At 72.8% G+C, this 18516-nt stretch carries 14 protein-coding genes; 8 read left to right on the top strand and 6 right to left on the bottom strand.

What is annotated here, in order from left to right; all coding sequences use genetic code 11:
- Position 1 precedes the first annotated feature (1 nt).
- Genes hypB through hypE form a run of 5 tightly spaced genes read left to right on the top strand, consistent with a single transcriptional unit; the run spans position 2 to position 5708 of the window.
- Complete coding sequence (gene hypB / locus CK485_RS10925) at positions 2-832, top strand: hydrogenase nickel incorporation protein HypB (protein ID WP_109449464.1); 831 nt, start codon at positions 2-4, stop codon at positions 830-832.
- Entirely contained in the window at positions 829-3186 is a 2358-nt protein-coding gene (gene hypF, locus CK485_RS10920) for a carbamoyltransferase HypF (protein WP_109449462.1), read from the top strand. Before hypB ends, hypF begins: the two co-directional genes overlap by 4 nt.
- Positions 3187-3227: 41 nt before the next feature.
- Positions 3228-3509, top strand: coding sequence for a HypC/HybG/HupF family hydrogenase formation chaperone (locus tag CK485_RS10915; RefSeq protein WP_109449460.1), 282 nt, complete (start codon positions 3228-3230; stop codon positions 3507-3509).
- Positions 3506-4630 (top strand): hydrogenase formation protein HypD, encoded by a 1125-nt coding sequence (hypD, locus tag CK485_RS10910; protein ID WP_109449458.1) that lies wholly within the window; start codon positions 3506-3508, stop codon positions 4628-4630. Before CK485_RS10915 ends, hypD begins: the two co-directional genes overlap by 4 nt.
- The gene (hypE, locus tag CK485_RS10905; RefSeq protein WP_109449456.1) at positions 4623-5708 is read left to right on the top strand and encodes a hydrogenase expression/formation protein HypE; all 1086 of its coding nucleotides are present in this window, start codon (positions 4623-4625) and stop codon (positions 5706-5708) included. The genes hypD and hypE overlap by 8 nt, the downstream gene beginning before the upstream one ends.
- A 26-nt stretch (positions 5709-5734) precedes the next feature.
- Here the strand turns inward: hypE and CK485_RS10900 are convergent, their stop codons facing one another.
- The 4 genes from CK485_RS10900 to CK485_RS10885 all read right to left on the bottom strand — a co-directional run bounded on the left by CK485_RS10900 (position 5735) and on the right by CK485_RS10885 (position 10536).
- Positions 5735-6469, bottom strand: coding sequence for a rhomboid-like protein (locus tag CK485_RS10900; RefSeq protein WP_199239312.1), 735 nt, complete (start codon positions 6467-6469; stop codon positions 5735-5737).
- 29 nt (positions 6470-6498) lie between these two features.
- A complete protein-coding gene (locus tag CK485_RS10895; RefSeq protein ID WP_109449454.1) occupies positions 6499-7098 on the bottom strand; it encodes an XRE family transcriptional regulator in 600 nt (199 codons plus the stop codon).
- A 208-nt stretch (positions 7099-7306) separates the two neighbouring features.
- Positions 7307-9130 carry a serine hydrolase gene (locus CK485_RS10890; RefSeq protein ID WP_109449452.1) on the bottom strand — a complete coding sequence of 608 codons (1824 nt, stop codon included), beginning with the start codon at positions 9128-9130 and terminating at the stop codon, positions 7307-7309.
- 98 nt (positions 9131-9228) lie between these two features.
- Positions 9229-10536: a DUF1343 domain-containing protein gene (locus CK485_RS10885; protein WP_109449450.1), complete on the bottom strand. Its 1308-nt coding sequence runs from the start codon at positions 10534-10536 to the stop codon at positions 9229-9231.
- A 284-nt stretch (positions 10537-10820) separates the two neighbouring features.
- Here CK485_RS10885 and CK485_RS10880 point away from each other — a divergent pair, with 284 nt between their 5' ends.
- A complete protein-coding gene (locus CK485_RS10880) occupies positions 10821-11885 on the top strand; it encodes an alpha/beta hydrolase family protein (protein ID WP_109449448.1) in 1065 nt (354 codons plus the stop codon).
- 12 nt (positions 11886-11897) lie between these two features.
- Here CK485_RS10880 and CK485_RS10875 read toward each other — a convergent pair whose 3' ends face one another.
- On the bottom strand, positions 11898-14096 hold the full coding sequence (locus tag CK485_RS10875) for an alpha-galactosidase (RefSeq protein ID WP_109449446.1): 2199 nt from the start codon (positions 14094-14096) through the stop codon (positions 11898-11900).
- 337 nt (positions 14097-14433) lie between these two features.
- Here CK485_RS10875 and CK485_RS10870 point away from each other — a divergent pair, with 337 nt between their 5' ends.
- Positions 14434-14946 (top strand): metallophosphoesterase, encoded by a 513-nt coding sequence (locus CK485_RS10870; protein ID WP_109449444.1) that lies wholly within the window; start codon positions 14434-14436, stop codon positions 14944-14946.
- Positions 14947-15103: 157 nt separating this feature from the next.
- Positions 15104-17338 (top strand): MMPL family transporter, encoded by a 2235-nt coding sequence (locus tag CK485_RS10865; protein ID WP_109452774.1) that lies wholly within the window; start codon positions 15104-15106, stop codon positions 17336-17338.
- Here the strand turns inward: CK485_RS10865 and CK485_RS10860 are convergent.
- Positions 17319-18503, bottom strand: coding sequence for an aminotransferase class I/II-fold pyridoxal phosphate-dependent enzyme (locus CK485_RS10860; RefSeq protein ID WP_109449443.1), 1185 nt, complete (start codon positions 18501-18503; stop codon positions 17319-17321). The genes CK485_RS10865 and CK485_RS10860 overlap by 20 nt on opposite strands.
- Positions 18504-18516 lie beyond the last annotated feature (13 nt).

Below are 18516 nucleotides of genomic sequence, written 5' to 3'. Positions count from 1 at the left end.
CATGTGCCGCGTCGTCGATCTCCAGCAGGCCGTGCTGGCCAAGAACCAGGACAGCGCGACGGCCCTGCGCGAGGACCTGCTCGCCCGCGGGACGGTCGTGGTCAACCTGCTCTCCAGCCCGGGCAGCGGCAAGACCGCGCTGCTGGAGGCGGAGCTGACCGAGGCGCGTCGCCGCGCGGTCGCGGTGGCCGCGCTCACCGCCGACCTGGCCACCGAGAACGACGCCCGGCGGCTCGCCCGCTCCGGCGCGCCGGTGCGGCAGGTCCTCACCGACGGGCTGTGCCACCTGGAGGCGGACATGCTCCGCTCGCACGTCGACGCGTGGCTGCCGGACGGTACCCGGCTGCTGTTCGTGGAGAACGTCGGCAACCTCGTCTGCCCCGCCTCCTACGACCTCGGCGAGTCGCTGCGGGTGGTGCTGGCGTCGGTCACCGAGGGTGAGGACAAGCCGCTCAAGTATCCGACCGCGTTCGGCCTCGCCCAGCTGGTGATCGTCACCAAGCAGGACATCGCCGAGGCCGTGGGGTTCGACGAGGCCGCCTTCCTCGCCAACGTCCGCCAGGTCAACCCGGGCGTCGAGGTGCTGCACACCTCCGCACGCCGGGGCGAAGGCGTCGGCCTGCTGCTGGACCGCGCCCTGGCGGTGCGCGACGGCGACCCGGCGCACCAGCCGGTGATGGCCCGTCAGGCGGCGCAGCACAGTCACACGCACGCGCACGCACCCAGCCCTGGGCATTCACACGGCCCCGGGGACCCGCACACACTCGGCGACCACACCCACGGCCCCGCCGACCACCCACACTCGCACGCGCCCTCCCCCGCCGCCTCATGACCGTGGAGCAGGACACCGCCCGCGCCCTCCAGCGGCGGCGGGTCGTCGTACGGGGCGTGGTGCAGGGCGTGGGGTTCCGGCCCTTCGTCCACGCGCTCGCCACCGCGCTGGGGGTCAGCGGTCACGTCACCAACACCACCGAGGGCGTGGTGGCCGAGATCGAGGGCGATCCCGCGCGGATCGCGGACTTCCTGGAGCGGATCGGGCGCGAGGCGCCGCCGCTCGCGGTCGTGGAGTCCGTCAGCCACGAGCCGCTGCCGCCACTGGGTGAGACCGGGTTCAGCATCACACCGTCCCGGCCGGGCGCCGGCGACCGCACGCTGGTCTCTCCGGACACCGCCACGTGTGACGCCTGCCTCGCCGAGTTGCGCGACCCCGGCGACCGGCGTCACCGCCATCCGTTCATCACGTGCACGCACTGCGGGCCGCGCTTCACCATCGTGCGCGCGCTGCCGTACGACCGCGCCAACACCACGATGGCCCGGTTCCCCATGTGTCCGCGGTGCGCGCGTGAGTACGAGGACCCGTCGGACCGCAGGTTCCACGCGCAACCCGTCGCGTGCCACGACTGCGGTCCCCGGCTGGAGTTGCTGGTGCCGCTCGGTGGCGGCGTGCCGGGGACGCGGTCGCGGCCCGAGCCGCTGACCCGGGCGCGGCGGCTGCTGGCGGACGGCGCGGTCGTGGCCGTCAAGGGGCTCGGCGGCTACCACCTGGCGTGCGACGCGGCCAACCCCGAGGCGGTGCGGTCGCTGCGGCGCCGCAAGGACCGCGGTGACAAGCCGTTCGCGGTGATGGCCCGGGATCTGGCGGTGGCCGAGGCGCTGACGCACGTCGGCGGGCGGGAACGCGAACTGCTCACCGGCAGCCGCCGCCCGATCGTGCTGATGCGCCGCCGGGAGGACCTCGCACCGGGCGCGGTGGCCGGCGAAGTGGCTCCAGGGTGCCCCGATCTCGGCGTGATGCTGCCGTACACGCCCGTGCACCACCTGCTGTTCGGGCTTCCCGGTGACCCGCCGGGACCTGAGGTGCTGGTGATGACGAGTGGCAACCTCGGCGGCGAGCCGATCGTGACCGACGACGCCGAGGCGCTGACGCGGCTGGCCGGGCTGGCCGACGCCTGGCTGACCCACGACCGGCCGATCCACGTGCCGTGCGACGACTCGGTGGTGCGGGTCTGCGACGGCCGGGAGCTGCTGGTGCGCCGCTCGCGCGGGTACGCGCCGCTGCCGGTGGCGTTGCCGGTCCCGGTGGCCCCGGCGCTGGCGGTCGGGGGCGACCTGAAGAACGTCTTCTGCGTGGGAGCGGGGCGGCGCGCCTGGCTGTCGGCGCACGTCGGCGACATGGACGACCTGGCCACGCTGACCGCGTTCGCCGCCGCAACCAGGCAGTTGGAGGACATCACCGGGGTGCGGCCCGACGTGCTGGTCGCCGACCGGCACCCCGGTTACCGTTCGGCGCGCTGGGCGGAGCGGGAGGCGTCCGACCGGCCGGTGCTCCGGGTCCAGCACCATCACGCGCACGTCGCGGCCGTCATGGCGGAACACGGGCTGGACGGCGGCGAACGGGTCATCGGTGTCGCCATGGACGGGACCGGTTACGGCACCGACGGCGCGGTGTGGGGCGGGGAGTTCCTGCTCGCCGACTACGACGGCTTCGACCGCTTCGCGCACCTGGCCTACGTCCCGCTGCCGGGCGGCGACGTGAGCGTGCGGCGCCCGTACCGGATGGCGCTGGCCCACCTGTACGCGGCGGGTCTGCCGTGGGATCGGGCGCTGCCCTGCGTCGCGGCCTGCCCGCCGGACGAACGGGCGCTGCTGGCACGGCAGTTGGAGCGGGGTCTGCACTGCGTACCGACCTCCAGCATGGGGCGCCTGTTCGACGCGGTCTCCTCGCTCGCGGGCGTCTGCCAGCTCGCCGGTTTCGAGGCGCAGGCCGCGGTGGCGCTTGAGGCTGCCGCACGGCGATGTGACGGGCCGGTCGACGGCTACCGCTTCGGTCTGCCGGGGGCGGGGGCCGGTCCGGTCGCCGTCGATCCGGGGCCGGTGCTCGCGGCGGTGGCCGCCGACGTGGCCGGCGGAGTGGCGCCGGAGGTGATCGCGGCGCGCTTCCACACCGCCGTGGTCGACGCGGTGCGGTCGGTGTGCGCGGCGGCGCGGGAGCGACACCGACTGGAGACGGTGGCCCTCGGCGGCGGAGTGTTCTGCAACGCGCTGCTGACCGAGGGCTGCGCGCAAGGGCTGCGGGACGACGGGTTCACGGTGCTGCGCCACCGGCTCGTCCCGCCCAACGACGGGGGGCTGGCGCTCGGCCAGTTGGTGGTCGCGGCCCGCGAGGCCACGGCCGTGACCGGGTGACATCCGTACACGAGAGCGATCCGAGACAAGGAGCGGTGCCCATGTGCCTGGCCGTGCCCGGCAGGGTGTTGGAGATCGAGGAACGGGACGGCACGCGTATGGCGACCGTCGACTTCGGCGGCGTGGTCAAGGACGTCTGCCTGGAGTACCTGCCCGACCTCAGGGTCGGCGAGTACGCCATCGTGCACGTGGGATTCGCGTTGCAGCGGCTGGACGAGGAGTCGGCGCGCCGCACGCTGGACCTCTTCGGTGACCTGGGGTTGCTGGAGGAGGAGTTCGGCGACGCCTGGGAGCAGGCGGCGAAGGTGGGTGAGGAGCGGTGAAGTACGTCGAGGAGTTCCGCGACCCGCAGCTGGCCGGGCGCCTGCTGGACGACATCCGGGCGACGGTGACCCGGCCGTGGGCGCTGATGGAGGTCTGCGGCGGGCAGACGCACAGCATCATCCGGCACGGCATCGACCAACTGCTGCCCGATGAACTGGAGTTGATCCACGGACCGGGCTGTCCGGTGTGCGTGACACCGCTGGAGGTCATCGACAAGGCGCTGGCGATCGCCGCTCGGCCCGACGTGATCTTCTGTTCGTTCGGCGACATGCTGCGGGTGCCGGGTTCGGACCGGGACCTGTTCCGGGTGCGCAGCGAGGGGGGTGACGTGCGGGTGGTGTACTCGCCGCTCGACGCGCTGCGCGTCGCCCAGGACAACCCGGACAAGGAGGTGGTGTTCTTCGGCATCGGCTTCGAGACCACCGCCCCGCCGAACGCCATGACGGTGTACCAGGCCCGCAGGCTGGGCATCCGCAACTTCAGCCTGCTGGTCAGCCATGTGCGGGTACCACCCGCCATCGAGGCCATCATGCGGTCCCCCGACTGCCGGGTGCAGGCGTTCCTGGCCGCCGGCCACGTGTGCAGTGTGATGGGGATCGGCGAGTACCCGCAGTTGGCCGACCGTCACCGCGTCCCCATCGTGGTGACCGGCTTCGAGCCGCTGGACATCCTGGAGGGAATCCGGCGCACGGTACGGCAGTTGGAGCGCGGCGAGCACACCGTGGACAACGCCTACGCGCGCGCCGTGCGCCCCGAGGGCAACCCGGCCGCGCAGGCCATGCTGGCGGATGTCTTCGAGGTCGCCGACCGTGCCTGGCGCGGTATCGGGGTGATCCCGGACAGCGGCTGGCGCCTGTCGTCGCGCTACCGGGAGTACGACGCGGAGTACCGCTTCTCGGTCAGCGACCTCACCACCCGTGAGCCCGCCGAGTGCCGCAGCGGCGAGGTGCTGCAAGGGCTGATCAAACCGCACGAGTGCGAGGCGTTCGGCACGACGTGCACGCCGCGCAATCCGCTGGGCGCCACCATGGTCTCCTCCGAGGGGGCCTGCGCCGCCTACTTCCTCTACCGCCGGCTCGGCGGCGGCACCACGTCCCGGGAGGCGACCCCCGTTGGCTGACATCACCGACCTGCCCGGGGCGCCGCCCGCCCCCGACTTCTCCGGCTGGACCTGTCCGGCGCCGCTGCGCGACCACCCGCGGATCGTCATGGGTCACGGGGGCGGCGGCCAGTTGTCGGCGGAACTCGTCCAGCACGTCTTCGCGCCCGCGTTCGGCGGCGAGGTGCTGGCCGATCTGGCCGACTCGGCGGCGGTCACGCTGGGCGGAGCGCGGCTGGCGTTCTCCACCGACTCCTTCGTGGTGCGGCCGTTGTTCTTCCCCGGCGGGTCGATCGGCGACCTGGCGGTGAACGGCACGGTCAACGACCTGGCGATGAGCGGGGCGGCCGCCGCGTTCCTTTCGTGCGCCTTCATCCTGGAGGAGGGCGTCGAGGTCTCCTGTGTCGCACGGGTCGCCGAGGCGCTGGGCGCGGCGGCGCGGACGGCCGGGGTGCAGGTCGCCACCGGTGACACCAAGGTCGTGGAGGCGGGCCACGGGGACGGCGTCTACATCAACACGGCGGGCATCGGCCTGATCCCCGAGGGCGTCGACATCCGCCCGCAGCGCGCCCGCCCGGGCGACGTGGTCATCGTCAGCGGTGACATCGGGGTGCACGGCGTGGCCGTGTTGAGCGTCCGCGAGGGCCTGGAGTTCGGCGTGCGGATCGAGAGCGACTGCGCGGCCCTGGGGGGGCTGGTCGCCACGATGCTCGCGGTCACGCCCGACGTGCACGTCCTGCGCGACCCCACGCGCGGCGGCCTGGCGGCGGCGCTCGGTGAGATCGCGGCGGCCGCAGGCGTCGGTGTCGCCGTGACCGAGAGCGCGGTGCCGGTGCCGGACGAGGTGGCCAACGCCTGCGCGGTGCTGGGCCTCGACCCGATGTACGTCGCCAACGAGGGCAAGCTCGTCGCCTTCGTCCCGCCCGAGCACGCGGACGCCGTGCTGGACGCCATGCGGGCGCATCCGCTGGGGGCGCGGGCAGCGGTGATCGGCGAGTGCGTGGCGGAGCACCCCGGCATGGTGGTGGCCCGCACCGGCCTGGGCGGAACCCGGGTGGTCGACCTGCCGCTGGGCGAGCAGCTGCCGCGCATCTGCTGATCGGGGTACGCGGACAGGGGGAGCGCCTAGCGCGGGCGCTTCCCCGCCTCCGCACCCTTGCCCGTGCGCGGCCGTACCTCCTTGAGCGCCGCGCGCGGATCCCATCGAGGGCGGCCCCGGGTCAGCGGGTGGCAGCACAGGCCGATGAGGTACGCGGACAGATGGCCGATGTCGGTGAAGGTGTGCAGCACGACCACCCGCGTGCCCAGGTAGCACAACGCCACGATCACGTACGCCTCGCGCCAGGGAGGCACCAGGCGGTAGGCGAGCACACCGGCCGCCCCCGCCAGGCCGTAGGAGACGCCGATGTCGAGGGTGTACTGCATGCGGGCCGGGTCGACGCCGTAGCGGATCGCCAGCCACACCGTGCCCTCGCTGATGAAGGTGGCCCCGACGTGCGCCGTCACCACCACCGCGAGCCAGCGCGCCGAGCCCAGCCAGCGCTCGACGGGCACGTGGAAGAGGTGGAAGAGCACCACGTACGTCAGCAGAGTCGACGCCTGCGTCCACACGGCACTGAGCACCAGCACGTGCAGGGGGTGGTGGGCGAGCTGGAAGAGGTTGGTGCTGTCGACGTGCAGGATGACGTGGCGGATGCGCGGCGGCACCTGCTGGAACTGCAACGCCGAGACCGTGAGCACGAGCAGCCACACATAGGTGCCGGGTGCAGCACAGACCCAGCCGCGCACCCGCCGCGCACCCCGGCGCACCCGGCCGTCGCTGTCGTGACGCGGCGTCGACTCGTCCGTTTCAGGTTGCATTTGATGAGCCATCAGTTGCGACCCGTCGCTCACGACGTCTTCGGCCGGGCGCGGAAGTGGATCCGCTCGCCCTGGCTGCCGAAGATCGACAACACCTCGACCGGCCCTTCGCCCGCCGAGGTGAACGCGTGCGGAACCCGGGTGTCGAACTCGGCCGCCTCCCCCGGCCTGAGCACCAGGTCGTGTTCGGCCAGCACCAGACGCAGGCGGCCGGAGAGCACGTACACCCACTCGTAGCCCTCGTGGGTGCGCGGCTCCGGCGGACCGCCCTGGGGCGGGATCACCATCTTGTAGGCCTGCGGCGCTCCGGGGCGCCGGGTCAGCGGCGCGATCGTCATCCCTTCGACGGTCCGGGCGACCGGGCGTATGCGGGGGTCGCCGACCCCGCCGGTGCCGATCAGCTCGTCCAGCGGGATCTGGTGGGCCCGGGCGATCGGCAGCAGCAGTTCCAGGCTGGGACGCCGCCGGCCGGCCTCCAGGCGGGACAGGGTGCTCTTGGAGATGCCGGTCGCCTCGGAGAGCGCGGCCAGCGTGGCGCCCCGGCGCTGACGGATCCGGCGCAGTCGCGGCCCGACCTCGGCCAGCACGGCGTCGGTGGAGGGATCGGGGCGAACGGCCGGGGTCTCCATACGCCCATCCCAGAATCGGCAACTCGGTTTGTCAAGCGCGGGACGCCCGGAACGCCGACGACGACCGGGCGGTGCGCGCGCGGGGGGCCGACCCGAGGCGACGAGCACGGCATGCTTGGCCGCCCGTACGCCCTCTGCCTGTACGCCTCCCCGGTGCACACCGCCCGGACACCGCTCGGTTGGCGTCCGCCCGCTGTGCCGCCCTCCGCTAACGCCTCGTCAGCGTCCAGCCGTTCGGGGTGAAGGCGCCGGGGGCGCGGTCGCCGTCCAGGAGCGTTCCTCGCGCGTCGGTGATCCGCACGGCGGCCACGTCGACGCCGCGACCGGTGTACTCGGGGTCGGTCGTGTACCGCCACCGGATCGTCAATGGCTCTCCGCGCGAGGGGAGTTGAGCCCCCGCCAATCGTGCCGACACCCGCCACCACGACCGCGTGCCGCCGGAGAGCGAGGCGACCGCCGCGGTGGGGGCGCCGTTGCCGGTGGCGGTCATCGGCACGGCCTGCCAGGTCGATCCGGCGTCGGTGCTGCACTCGAGGACCAGCAGGTCGCAGTCCTGCTCGGTGTCCACGAAGGCCGTCCAGGTCACGTCCACCGGCCCGCCGCGCGGGGTGACGGTGGTGGCGAGGGTGGCGGTGCTCGCGTCTGTGATGCCCGAGTACCAGCTGCGTCCCCCCGCGGGGGCGCGGACCGCCATGGCGTCGGCCAGGCCGTCGGCCACCGCACGGCGGGCCGGGTTGGTCGAGCCCCAGTTGCGGGTGGGATGGACGCGGTTGCTGAACTGCAACGCGATGGAGCGCGACAGGGGGTCGATGACGATGGTGGTCCCGGTGAAGCCGGTGTGTCCGGCGGTGGCACCGCTGTCCAGGCGGCCCATGTACCAGCGCTGGTCCAGCTCGAAGCCGAGGCCGTGCGAGTCGTCGGGGTACTTCTGGTTGTAGTTCGTCATCATCTGCCGCACCGACTCCTCGCTGAGGATCCGGTGGCCCCGGTACGTGCCGCCGTTCAGGAGCGCCTGGGAGAGCACGGCGATGTCGGCGACCGTGGAGAAGACGCCCGCGTGCCCGGCGACACCGCCCATCGCCCAGGCGTTCTCGTCGTGCACCTGCCCCCACACCAGACCGCGTTGCGGCTCGCCCGGCCCGACCTCGTACTCCTCGGCGGCGATGCGGTGCTTCAGCGAGGCGGGCGGGTTGTACAGGGTGTCGCGCAGGCCCAGCGGCGCGGTGACCCGCTCGCGCACCAGTGCGTCGAGGCCCTTGCCGGTCAGGTGTTCCAGGACCAGCTGGAGCGAGAGCATGTTGAGGTCGGAGTAGAGGTAGACGGTGTCGGGCGGGTTCTGCGGAACGGTGTCCAGGATGGCCTTCACCCGCGACGGCATGTCCGGGTACTGCCACAGCGCGGGGGAGGGATCGGCGGGCAACCCCGAGGTATGGGTGAGGAGTTGGCGGATGGTGATGCCCGCCTTGCCGTTGCTCGCGAACTCGGGCAGGTACCCGGCGACCGTGTCGTCCAGCCCGAGGCCGCCGTCCTGGATCTCGCGCACCGCGACGATCGAGGTGAACAGCTTCGACAGGGAGGCCAGGTCGAAGATGGTGTCGGTGCGCATCGGGATCCACTGCGCGGCCGGCAGCAGGTCGCCCTGCTGGTCGGCGTAGCGCAACGCGTAGCCCGCGGCGTTCTGGGCCACCACGACGCCGTCGTGGACCAGCAGCGAGACCTGACCGGAGTACATCGGGTGCCCGGTCGTGGGATCGGGCTCGGTCCATGCGGCGACCTGGTCCAGTGCCGCTGCGATCGGGGCCGGGTCCAGGCCGGCCTCCTGCGGTGAGCCGTGCCGCAGCACGGTCCCGGGCGGCGCGAAGTCGTGCCACGGCAGGTCGAAGCGGGCCGAGCGGGGGACGCCCGCCGGGACGCCGGCCCCCGGGGCCCGCTGGGTGCGTGGGGTGGCGGCCCGCGCGGTGCCCGCCGCCGCGCCGATGGCGGCGGTGAGGGTCAACGGCACGGCGGCGAGGACGGATCGGCGGTTCAGCATCGGCGGGCTCTCCTTCGCTCACGGAAGGTGCGGGGCGGTGCGTGTCGCGGGACGCTGGTGCGGGGGCGGGGAAAACGGAGCGGGTGGGCGCGACCGGGTCAGCCGTACAGCAGGAACGGCTCGCGCGCGGCGCGGAAGCGGGCGAGTTCGTCCTCCCACGCGCCGACCACGTCGTCGGTGTCCGCGCCCGCGTCGACCATGGTGCGCAGACGGCTGGATCCGGTCAGATCGTCGATCCAGTGGTCGGGCCGCCAGCCGAAGACGGACGGGTAGAGCCTGCGCGCGGTCACGATCATGGCGACGACGGTGCGGATGGCGTCGACGCGGCGCCGGTCGGTCAGGTGGACCTGCACGCCGCCGCAGGTGGTGCCGGTGAACTTGTCGAAGGTCGGCACGGTGTAGTTCTCGCGGAAGCGGACGCCGGGCAGGCCGCAGGAGTCCAGTTCCTCGGCCCAGCGCCAGTCGATGCCCGGCGCGCCGATCATCTCGAACGGGCGGGTGGTGCCGCGCCCCTCGGACAGCAGGGTCCCTTCGAACATGCAGGTGCCGGGGTAGAGCAACGCGGTGTCCCCGGTGGGCATGTTGGGGCTTGGCGGCACCCACGGCAGCCCGGTGTCGGTGTAGAGCGCGTCGCGCCGGTATCCGCGCACCGGCTCCACCCGCAGTTCGGCGAGCCGGCGGCCACCGGTGTCGTCCGGCAGGTACAACGCGTCGAACATCCGGGCCAGTTCGCCCGCCGTCATGCCGGGCTGCTGGGCGATCGGCTTGAGTCCCACGCCGGTGGCGAACGCCGGGTCGAGCACCGGCCCGCAGGCCTGGCCGCCGATGGGGTTCGGCCGGTCGAGCACGACGAACGACGCGCCGGTGAGCACGGCCGCCCACATCGCCACGTACATCGTCCAGGTGTAGGTGTAGAAGCGGGCGCCCACCCCCGCGATGTCGAAGACCACCGTGTCCACGCCCGCCTTGCGGTACATCCCGGCCAGGTCCGACGCCGAGGCGCCGTAGGCGTCGTAGACCGGGATGCCGGTGCGGGGGTCGGTGTAGTCGCCCTCCGAGCCGCCCGCCTGGGAGGTGCCGCGGAAGCCGTGCTCGGGGCCGAACGCGGCCACCGGGCGGGCCCCGGCGGCGGTCATGGAGTCCACGATGTGGGTGAGGTCGCGCAGCACGCCGGTGGGGTTGGTCAGCACCCCGGCCTTCCGTCCGGCCAGCGCCCGCCAGCCCTGTGCGGCCAGCACGTCGGCGGCGGGGACCACGTCGTCCGCGAGCGGTCCTGAGGCGCCGGGCGTCCCGGGGGAGGTGGCGACCGCCGTACGAGGAGCCGCGGCGGCCGCGGTGGGGGCGGCGAAGGCGGGTCCCGCGATCGCGGAGGCCGCGATGAAGCCGCGTCGGCTGAGCCGTGCCATCACTGCCGTCCTCCCGTTTCTGGCCGAGGCGCCGACCGGTCGCCGCGCGGGACCGGTGCTCCGGCCGGACAAGGGGGTAAGCGCTTCCCCCACCCGTACGGTGTCGGCACGCTACGCGCGTGGTGACGCCGGGTCAATGACGCGGACGCCTGGCGCGGACAGCGTTGTCGGCCGGATCGGTGACACCGCCTCGCGCCGGATCGCCGCGATCGTTGACAGGGCGTCGGGCCGGCGGTCCAATCCTTGGCACCCCGCTCTCCTTCCGACGCCTCCGGAGGCAGCAGATGCGCGCTCGCCCGGCTCCGTCCCCCGCCCCTTCCGGAACCGGGACGGCCGCCGCCGCCGCGACCGGGCGAAGACGCCTGCGCCAGGGCCTCACGCTCACCCTCCTGCTCGCCCTCGCCGCCCTGCTGGGCCTGGCGGCGGCACCCGCACGGGCGCAGGCGGCCGGGCGCGGTGTCGCGGGCGACGGCGCGCGGGTGGTGGCCGAGCAGCAGGTCGCGCCGCGCCGGCTCGACCTGACCATCCAGTCGCCCGCCCTCGGCGCGACGGCGAAGGTCCGGTTGCTCACGCCGGACGGCTGGAGCGAGCACACGCGGCGCCACTGGCCGACGTTGTGGCTGCTGCACGGTTGTTGCGGGGACTACACGAGCTGGACGGCGATGACCGACGTGGCGAAGCTGGCGCCGCTGCGCCGGGTGCTGGTGGTCATGCCGGAGGCCGGGGACACCGGCTTCTACAGCGACTGGTTCAACGCGGGGGCGTCCGGGCCGCCCCGGTGGGAGACCTTCCACCTCACCGAGGTGCGCCGGATCCTTGAGGCCTCGTACGGCGCGGGCGCGGACCGCACGGTCGCGGGGCTGTCGATGGGCGGCTTCGGAGCGCTGTCGTACGCGGGTCGGCACCCGGGGATGTTCCGCGCCGCGGCGTCGTTCAGCGGGGTGGCCGACCCGCTGCACACACCGGGCGGCACGGACAATGTGCTCGACATCGCCCGTGGCCAGGGCGCCGATCCGTACGCGCTGTGGGGCGACCCGGTGGCCGACCGGGCGGTGTGGGCCGCCCACGACCCCTATGACCTGGCGCGTGCACTGCTGCGCGTCCCGGTCTTCCTCTCCTGCGGCGACGGAACCGCCGGGCCGTACGACAAGCCCGGCGTGACGAGTCCGTACGAGACGCTGTTCCTGGCGGAGAACCGCCATCTCGCCTCCCGGCTGGGGGCGTTGGGCGACCACCGTCTGGTCACCGACTTCTACGGGCCCGGTACGCACACCTGGCCTTACTGGCAGCGGGAGTTGCACCGCGCGCTGCCGATGCTGCTGAAGGCCATGGGCGTACCGGACCACTGAAGTGACGCTGCGTCAGCTCGCCGGGACCAGCGTCCAGGTCTGATTGGTTCCGGAGTCGGCGGGCCACTGGAGCACCGCCGCGCCGTCGGACAGTGAGCTGTTGTCGAGGTCGACCAGGTCACCGTCGTAGACACTGCGCAGTTGCACCGCGTCGGGTCCCGCGTCCACCAGTGTCCAGCGGGAGTTGCTGTTCCCGTCGTCGTGGTACTGGATCAGCTGGGTGCCCTCGGCGGTGGTCGGGCCGGGGACGTTGAGCAGCTTGCCGCTGTTCGCGTTGGTCACGGTGTACGCGCCACCGCCCGCGGAGGCGAACGTCCAGCGCTGGTCGGCCTGGCCGTTCTCCTGCCACTGGAGCACCTTGGCACCGTCCGCGGTGGAGTCGCCGTCGACGTCCATGCGCCCACCGCTGGCGCCGTTGACCAGTTCGTACGCGGTGCCGGGATCAGGCTCCGGCACCAGCGTCCAGCGCTGGGTGGTCGCGGAGGAGGTGGGGGCCTGGACCACCGCGCCGCCTTGCGTGTCGGCGGCCAGGCCGTCGGAGCCCGCGGTGAGCTGGTAGGTGCCGTCGGCGCCGCGCACGGCGTTCCAGTGGGATCCGGCCGCGTGGTCGTCGGCGGACTGGATCAGCTGGGCACCGCTGCCGCCCCTCGCGGGCACATGGAGCACCTTGCCGCTGGCCACGTTCTCGACGGTGTACGTGCCGTCACCGGCCGGCAGGAGCAGCCACCGCTGGTCGGCGGCGCCGTTCGGGGCGCTCTGCACGATCCCGGCGCCGTCGGCGGCGGACGCACCGGCGACGTCCAGGTACTCGCCCGTGGCGTCGTTGACCAGCGCGTAGGACAGGGCGGCGGGGTGGGATCCGGTGGCGGGGGTGACGCGCAGCAGGCGGGAGGCGTGCGGGGCGAGCGCGGCGCCGAACGAGCCGTTGGCGGAGCCCAGGTCGGTGTGGCTCCACAGGTCGCGCACGGCCGCCGAGCCGGTGAACCCGATGTCGGACCAGTTCGCGGTCACCGTCGCGGTGGACGAGCCGAGGTTGAACAGCGCCACGGTGTAGCTCCCGTCGCCGTTCGGCGCCGCCCACACCTGACTCGACGTCAACTGGTCGACAGGACGCGCCGGATGACCGGCCTGGTCGACGCCGATCACCTCGTCGTTGGTCAGCAGCTTCAGGTCGCCGGCGTCGAGGTGCGTCAGGTCGGTGCCGAGCAGCAGCGGGGCGTCCTCGATCGCCCACAGCGTCAGCTGGGACTGGCGTTCGTCCGGGGTCAGCCCGTCGTCGCCGCCGTTGCCGACCTCGACGGAGTCCAGGTCCATCCAGCCGCCCGGTCCCACGTACGGGGTCCACTTCGGGGCGATGGAGAAGCGTGCGGCGACGTTGGACCAGTCCGTGAGCGGGAAGGACGAGCCGCCACTGCCGCAGTAGCACTCGACGTCGCCCGAGACCCGCCAGCCGTTGGCGTAGGTCCGCCAGGTCGCCGCGTTGGCGACGTCGAGGCTGTTGGACAGCTCGAAGTGGATCGGGCGGCCGGTCTGGCGCAGCGCCTGCGACCAGTGCTCGACGTCGGCCATGTCCCCGTCGCCGACGCCGTCCATCTTCAGGTAGTCCACGCCGAAGGACGCCAACTGGTCGGCCCAGGAGTCGAGATACGCCTGGGCGGCGGCAGGGTTCTTCGTGTAGTCGATGTAGTACATCCGGCCACTGCCGAAGTTGTAGTTGGTCTCGAAGCGGGAGGTGTCGGAAACGATGTCCCGGGCGTGGAAGCTCGTTCCCTCGATGGGCGTGTCGGCCTGGTAGGCGGCCACAGGGATGCCGGGGGTGAGGTACATGCCGAACTTTTCGCCCAGACCGTGCACGTAGTCGGCCACGGCCGCCATGCCGTCGGGGAAGCGCGCCAGGTCGGTCTCCCAGCGGCCGTACGCGTCCACCGTGGTCTTCGGGTCGAGGTACCAGAAGTCGTCGATGTTGACGTAACGGTAGCCGTGCGCCACGAGGCCGCTGGTGGACATCGCCTTCGCCTGCGCCTCGATATCGGCCTCGGTGGGGTTCGAGCGGATGTAGCTCCAACTGCTCCACCCCATCGGAGGCGTGGCGGCCACGCCGTTGGCCTCGGCCGAGGCGGGGGTGGCCGATCCCACGGCCGCCGGGAGCACGGCGGCCGCCATGCCCAACGTCAGCAGCCAGCGGGTGAGGACGGATCTGATCGACGCCATACGCCGGACCTCCAGACGGACCGCCGCGGTGAACGGCCCATGAGTCACCGTGGATTCGACACAGTCGCGCATAACCGAACGAGATCAAACGAGCCCACACATCACAGCGCTGCGGCATCAGCCTGTCAAGGTCATGGACACAACACCCTCGCGTGGGCCGCCCCGGCCGTCCGCCGCAACGATTCCCCACCGGCCACGGCCACCCCTCCGGGCCACGCGCTGTCACGCTCCCGCCCGGGCGCCCCCCCAGGGCCGACACCGTGATCACCCCGGCACGCCGCCACCTCAACCGAGGCACGACCCCCCGCGATCGGTCCGGGGCGGTAGGTTCGCCATTGTGCGGTTGCTTCTGATGTCCGACACCCATCTGCCCAAGCGCGCCAAGGCGCTGCCCGCGGCGCTGCTGGACGAGGTGGCCCGCGCCGACGTGGTGGTGCACGCCGGGGACTGGGTGGACGTGGCCACCCTCGACCTGCTGCTGGAGCGCTCGGCCCGGCTGGTCGGTGTGTACGGCAACAACGACGGCCCTGCGCTGCGGGCCAGGCTGCCGGAGGTGGCGCGGGTCGAGCTGGACGGCGTGCGGCTCGGCGTGGTGCACGAGACGGGCCCCTCGGCGGGCCGGGAGAAGCGCTGCGCCGAGCGCTTCCCCGATCTGGACGTGCTGGTCTTCGGGCACAGCCACATCCCGTGGGACTCGGTGGCCCCCGGCGGCCTGCGGCTGCTCAACCCGGGATCACCCACCGACCGCCGCCGCCAGCCGCATCACACGTACATGACCGCCCGGGTCGCGGACGGCACGCTGACGGACGTGGCCCTGCGCCGCCTCCCGCCGCCCACCGGTCGCCGCTGACGCCCACCGCGCCCCGCTCCCCCATGACCGACGCGGCGCGGGCCGGGCGGGTGACGCGCGGATGCGGGACGAGAGAGCGCACGGTACAAAAGCCACAAGCGGGACCATGTCCGAGCACGCCCGCCCGCACAGCAGCCGCTGCCGGCAGGGAGACCGCATGCCCGCGCACATCCACCAGACGCCGCCCGCCCCACCCGAGACGGGTGGCGGCGCGCTGCAACGCCTGGGCCGGTGGTGCGGACACCACCACTTCGTGGTCATCGTGCTGTGGCTGGTCGCCCTCGGCGCCCTGCACGCCGCGCAGAGCAGCATCGGCGGGTCGTACTCCGACAACTTCACCATCTCCGGCACGCAGTCCACCGACGGCATCAACGTACTCAAGGCCAACGACCCCAAGGCGGGCGGCCTGAGCGCCACGGTGGTGCTGCACAGTCCGGACAAGCCGCTGACCTCGTACACCTCGCAGATCGACCAGTCGGTCGCGTCGCTGAGCACCCTGCCGCACGTGCTGTCCGCGGTGAACCCGCTGCCCTCGGCGGGACAGACCACCGGCGCGGTCTCCAAGGACGGCAGGATCGCCTACATCACGATGCGGTTCGACGAGAACCCCAACTCCCTGGGCAGCGCCTACCTCACCGGTGTCGACTCGGCGGTGCAACCGATGCGTTCGGCGGGTCTCGAGGTGCAGTACGGCGGCCCACTGGGCGAGTTGGCCCGCCCGAAGGCCGCGGACCTCACCAGTGAGGGGATCGGCTTCGGCGTGGCCATCGTGGTGCTGCTGATCGGTTTCGGCAGCGTACTGGCGGCTGGTCTGCCCCTGGTGACCGCGCTGGTCAGTGTGATCGTGGGCCTTGCCTGCCTGAGCCTGCTGGCCGCCGCCTTCACCTTCGCCAGCGTCTCCCCCACTCTCGCCACGATGATCGGTCTCGGCGTCGGCATCGACTACTCGCTCTTCCTGATCACCCGCCACCGCCAGCAGGTCATCGACCGGGTGGACCCGGTGGCGAGCGCGGGCCGGGCCGTCGCCACCAGCGGGCGTGCCGTGCTGGTCTCCGGGTGCACGGTCATCGTGGCGCTGGCCGGGCTGTACGTCTCGCGGGTGAGCTTCATCGGCAAGCTCGGGGTGGCGGCGGCGGTCACCGTGATCACGGCGGTGCTCGGGGCACTCACCCTGGTGCCCGCGCTGGTGGGCCTGATCGGCCGCAACATCGACCGCTTCCACGTGCGCAAGCCCATCGCCGAGACCGACGCGGAACCCGGCGAGATGGCACAGGGCACCTGGCACCGGTACGCCAAACGGGTGGAGCGCGGGCCGTGGGGGTTCCTGGCGGCCGGTGTGGTGATCGTGGTGGTGCTGGCGATCCCGTTGCTGTCGATCCAGCTGGGGCACATCGACGACGGCGCCGACCCCACGAGTTTCACCGACCGTCAGGCGTTCGACCTGCTGTCGGCCGGTTTCGGCCCGGGCTCCAACGGCCCGCTGACCGTGGTGATCGACCAGACCAAGGTGGCCTCCGCCGACCGTCCCGCGCTGGCGAGCCAGGCGGCCAAGGCGCTGACCGGGCTGCCCGGCGCGGCCAGCGTCAGCCCGCTGAAGCCCACGTCCAACGGCCAGGTACTGGTGGGCACCGTGGTCTCCAGCACCGCGCCGCAGGACAAGAACACCACCGACCTGGTCAACCACCTCGAGGACCAGACGCTGCCCAAGGCGGTGAAGGGCTATCCGGCCACCGGCTACGTCACCGGTACGACCGCGGCGCAGGTGGACTTCATCGACATCGTCGCCGCACGGCTGCCGCTGATCATCGGCGTCGTGGTGGCGCTCGCCTTCCTGATCATCCTGGCGGTCTTCCACGGCCTGCTGGTGGCGCTCAAGGCGGCGGTGCTCAACCTGCTGTCGATCGGCGCGTCCTACGGCGTGGTGGTCGCCGTCTTCCAGTGGGGCTGGGGCGGCCCGGGCCTCGGGGTCAACGGCAAGGTGCCGATCGAGAGTTACGTGCCGATGATGATGTTCGCCATCGTCTTCGGACTGAGCATGGACTACGAGATCTTCCTGCTGTCCCGGGTCCACGAGGCGTGGCTGCGGACCCGGGACGCCAAGGACAGCGTGGCCCACGCGCTGGAGATCACCGCGCGGGTGATCACCTGCGCCGCGCTGATCATGGTGAGCGTCTTCGCCGCCTTCCTGCTCAGCGACAACATCGTGGTGAAGATGCTGGGTCTGGGCCTGGCGGTCAGCGTGCTGATCGACGCCACCATCGTGCGGCTGCTGCTGGTGCCCGCGGTGATGACGCTGCTGGGCAGGCACGCCTGGTGGACGCCGCGTTGGCTGGAGCGTGTGCTGCCCACCATCGACGCGGAGGGCACCGACGTCAGCCGTGCGCCCCGGTGAGCGCCGCGTCCAGGTCCGCGCACAGGTCGTCGGGGTCCTCCAGGCCCACCGACAGCCGCACGATGTCCGCGTCCGGGCGGGCGTCCGCCGGGACGGGGCGGTGGGTGAGCGCGGCGGGGTGCTGGATGAGGGAGTCCACCCCGCCCAGCGAGACCGCGTGGGTGAACAGCCGCACCCCGCCCGTCACGCGCAGCGCCTGCTCGTACCCGCCGCGCAGGCGCACGGCCACCATGGCGCCCGGGCCCCGCATCTGACGGCCGATCAGGCCCGCCGGGTCGCCCTGCGGGGTGCCGGGGAAGAAGACCTCGCGCACGGCGGGGTGCGTCGCCAGCCATCCGGCCAGCTTCTCGGCGGACGCCTGCTGGGTGCGTACCCGCACCGGGAGCGTGGTCAGTCCCCGGTGGAGCAGGTATCCGGCGAGGGGGTGCAGCAGGCCGCCGGTCACCGCGCGCACCCGGCGCAGCGCGGCGGCCCACTCGGCGTCGGTGGCGATGACTCCGGCGATCACGTCGCCGTGGCCGCCGAGGTACTTGGTCGCGCTGTGCAGCACGAGGGCGGCGCCATGGTCGGCGGGGTTCTGCAGTACGGGGGTCGCGAAGGTGTTGTCGACCAGCAGCGGCCGGTCCCCCGCGGCGTCGGCGACGGCGCGGATGTCGACCAGGTCGAGCGTGGGGTTGGCCGGGGTCTCCACGACGACCAGGCAGGTGTCTTCGCGTACCGCCGCGGCGACCTCGCCCGCGGTGCAGTAGGTGACCTCCACGTCCAGCAGGCCCGAGCCGAGCAGGTGGTCGGTGCCGCCGTACAGCGGGCGGACGGCGACCACGTGGCGTCCGCCGCTGCGCTGCTTGGCGGCGAGCACGGCGGCGGCCATGGCGGCCATGCCGGAGGAGTAGGCGACGGCCTCCGCGGTGTGTTCCAGCCGTGCCAGCGCTGCCTCGAAGCGGGCCACGGTGGGGTTCCACAGCCGGGCGTAGACGAAACCGCCGCCCTCGGCGGGGTGGCCGCCGGTGGCCATCGACTCGTAGGACAGCCCGCCCGCCTCGATGTCGGGCAGCGGGCTGGTGGAGGAGAGGTCCAACGGGGGTGCGTGGACGCCCAGTTCGGCGAAATCCTCCCGGCCCGCGTGGACGGCCAGGGAATCCAGGGAAAGAACCCGCTCAGTCATGCGATGATGGTGC

Source organism: Streptomyces sp. ICBB 8177, from assembly GCF_003144095.1.
Taxonomy (GTDB): domain Bacteria; phylum Actinomycetota; class Actinomycetes; order Streptomycetales; family Streptomycetaceae; genus Streptantibioticus_D.
The sequence above is the reverse complement of the archived record's forward strand: the minus strand, read 5'-3'. Positions and strand labels throughout refer to the sequence as shown.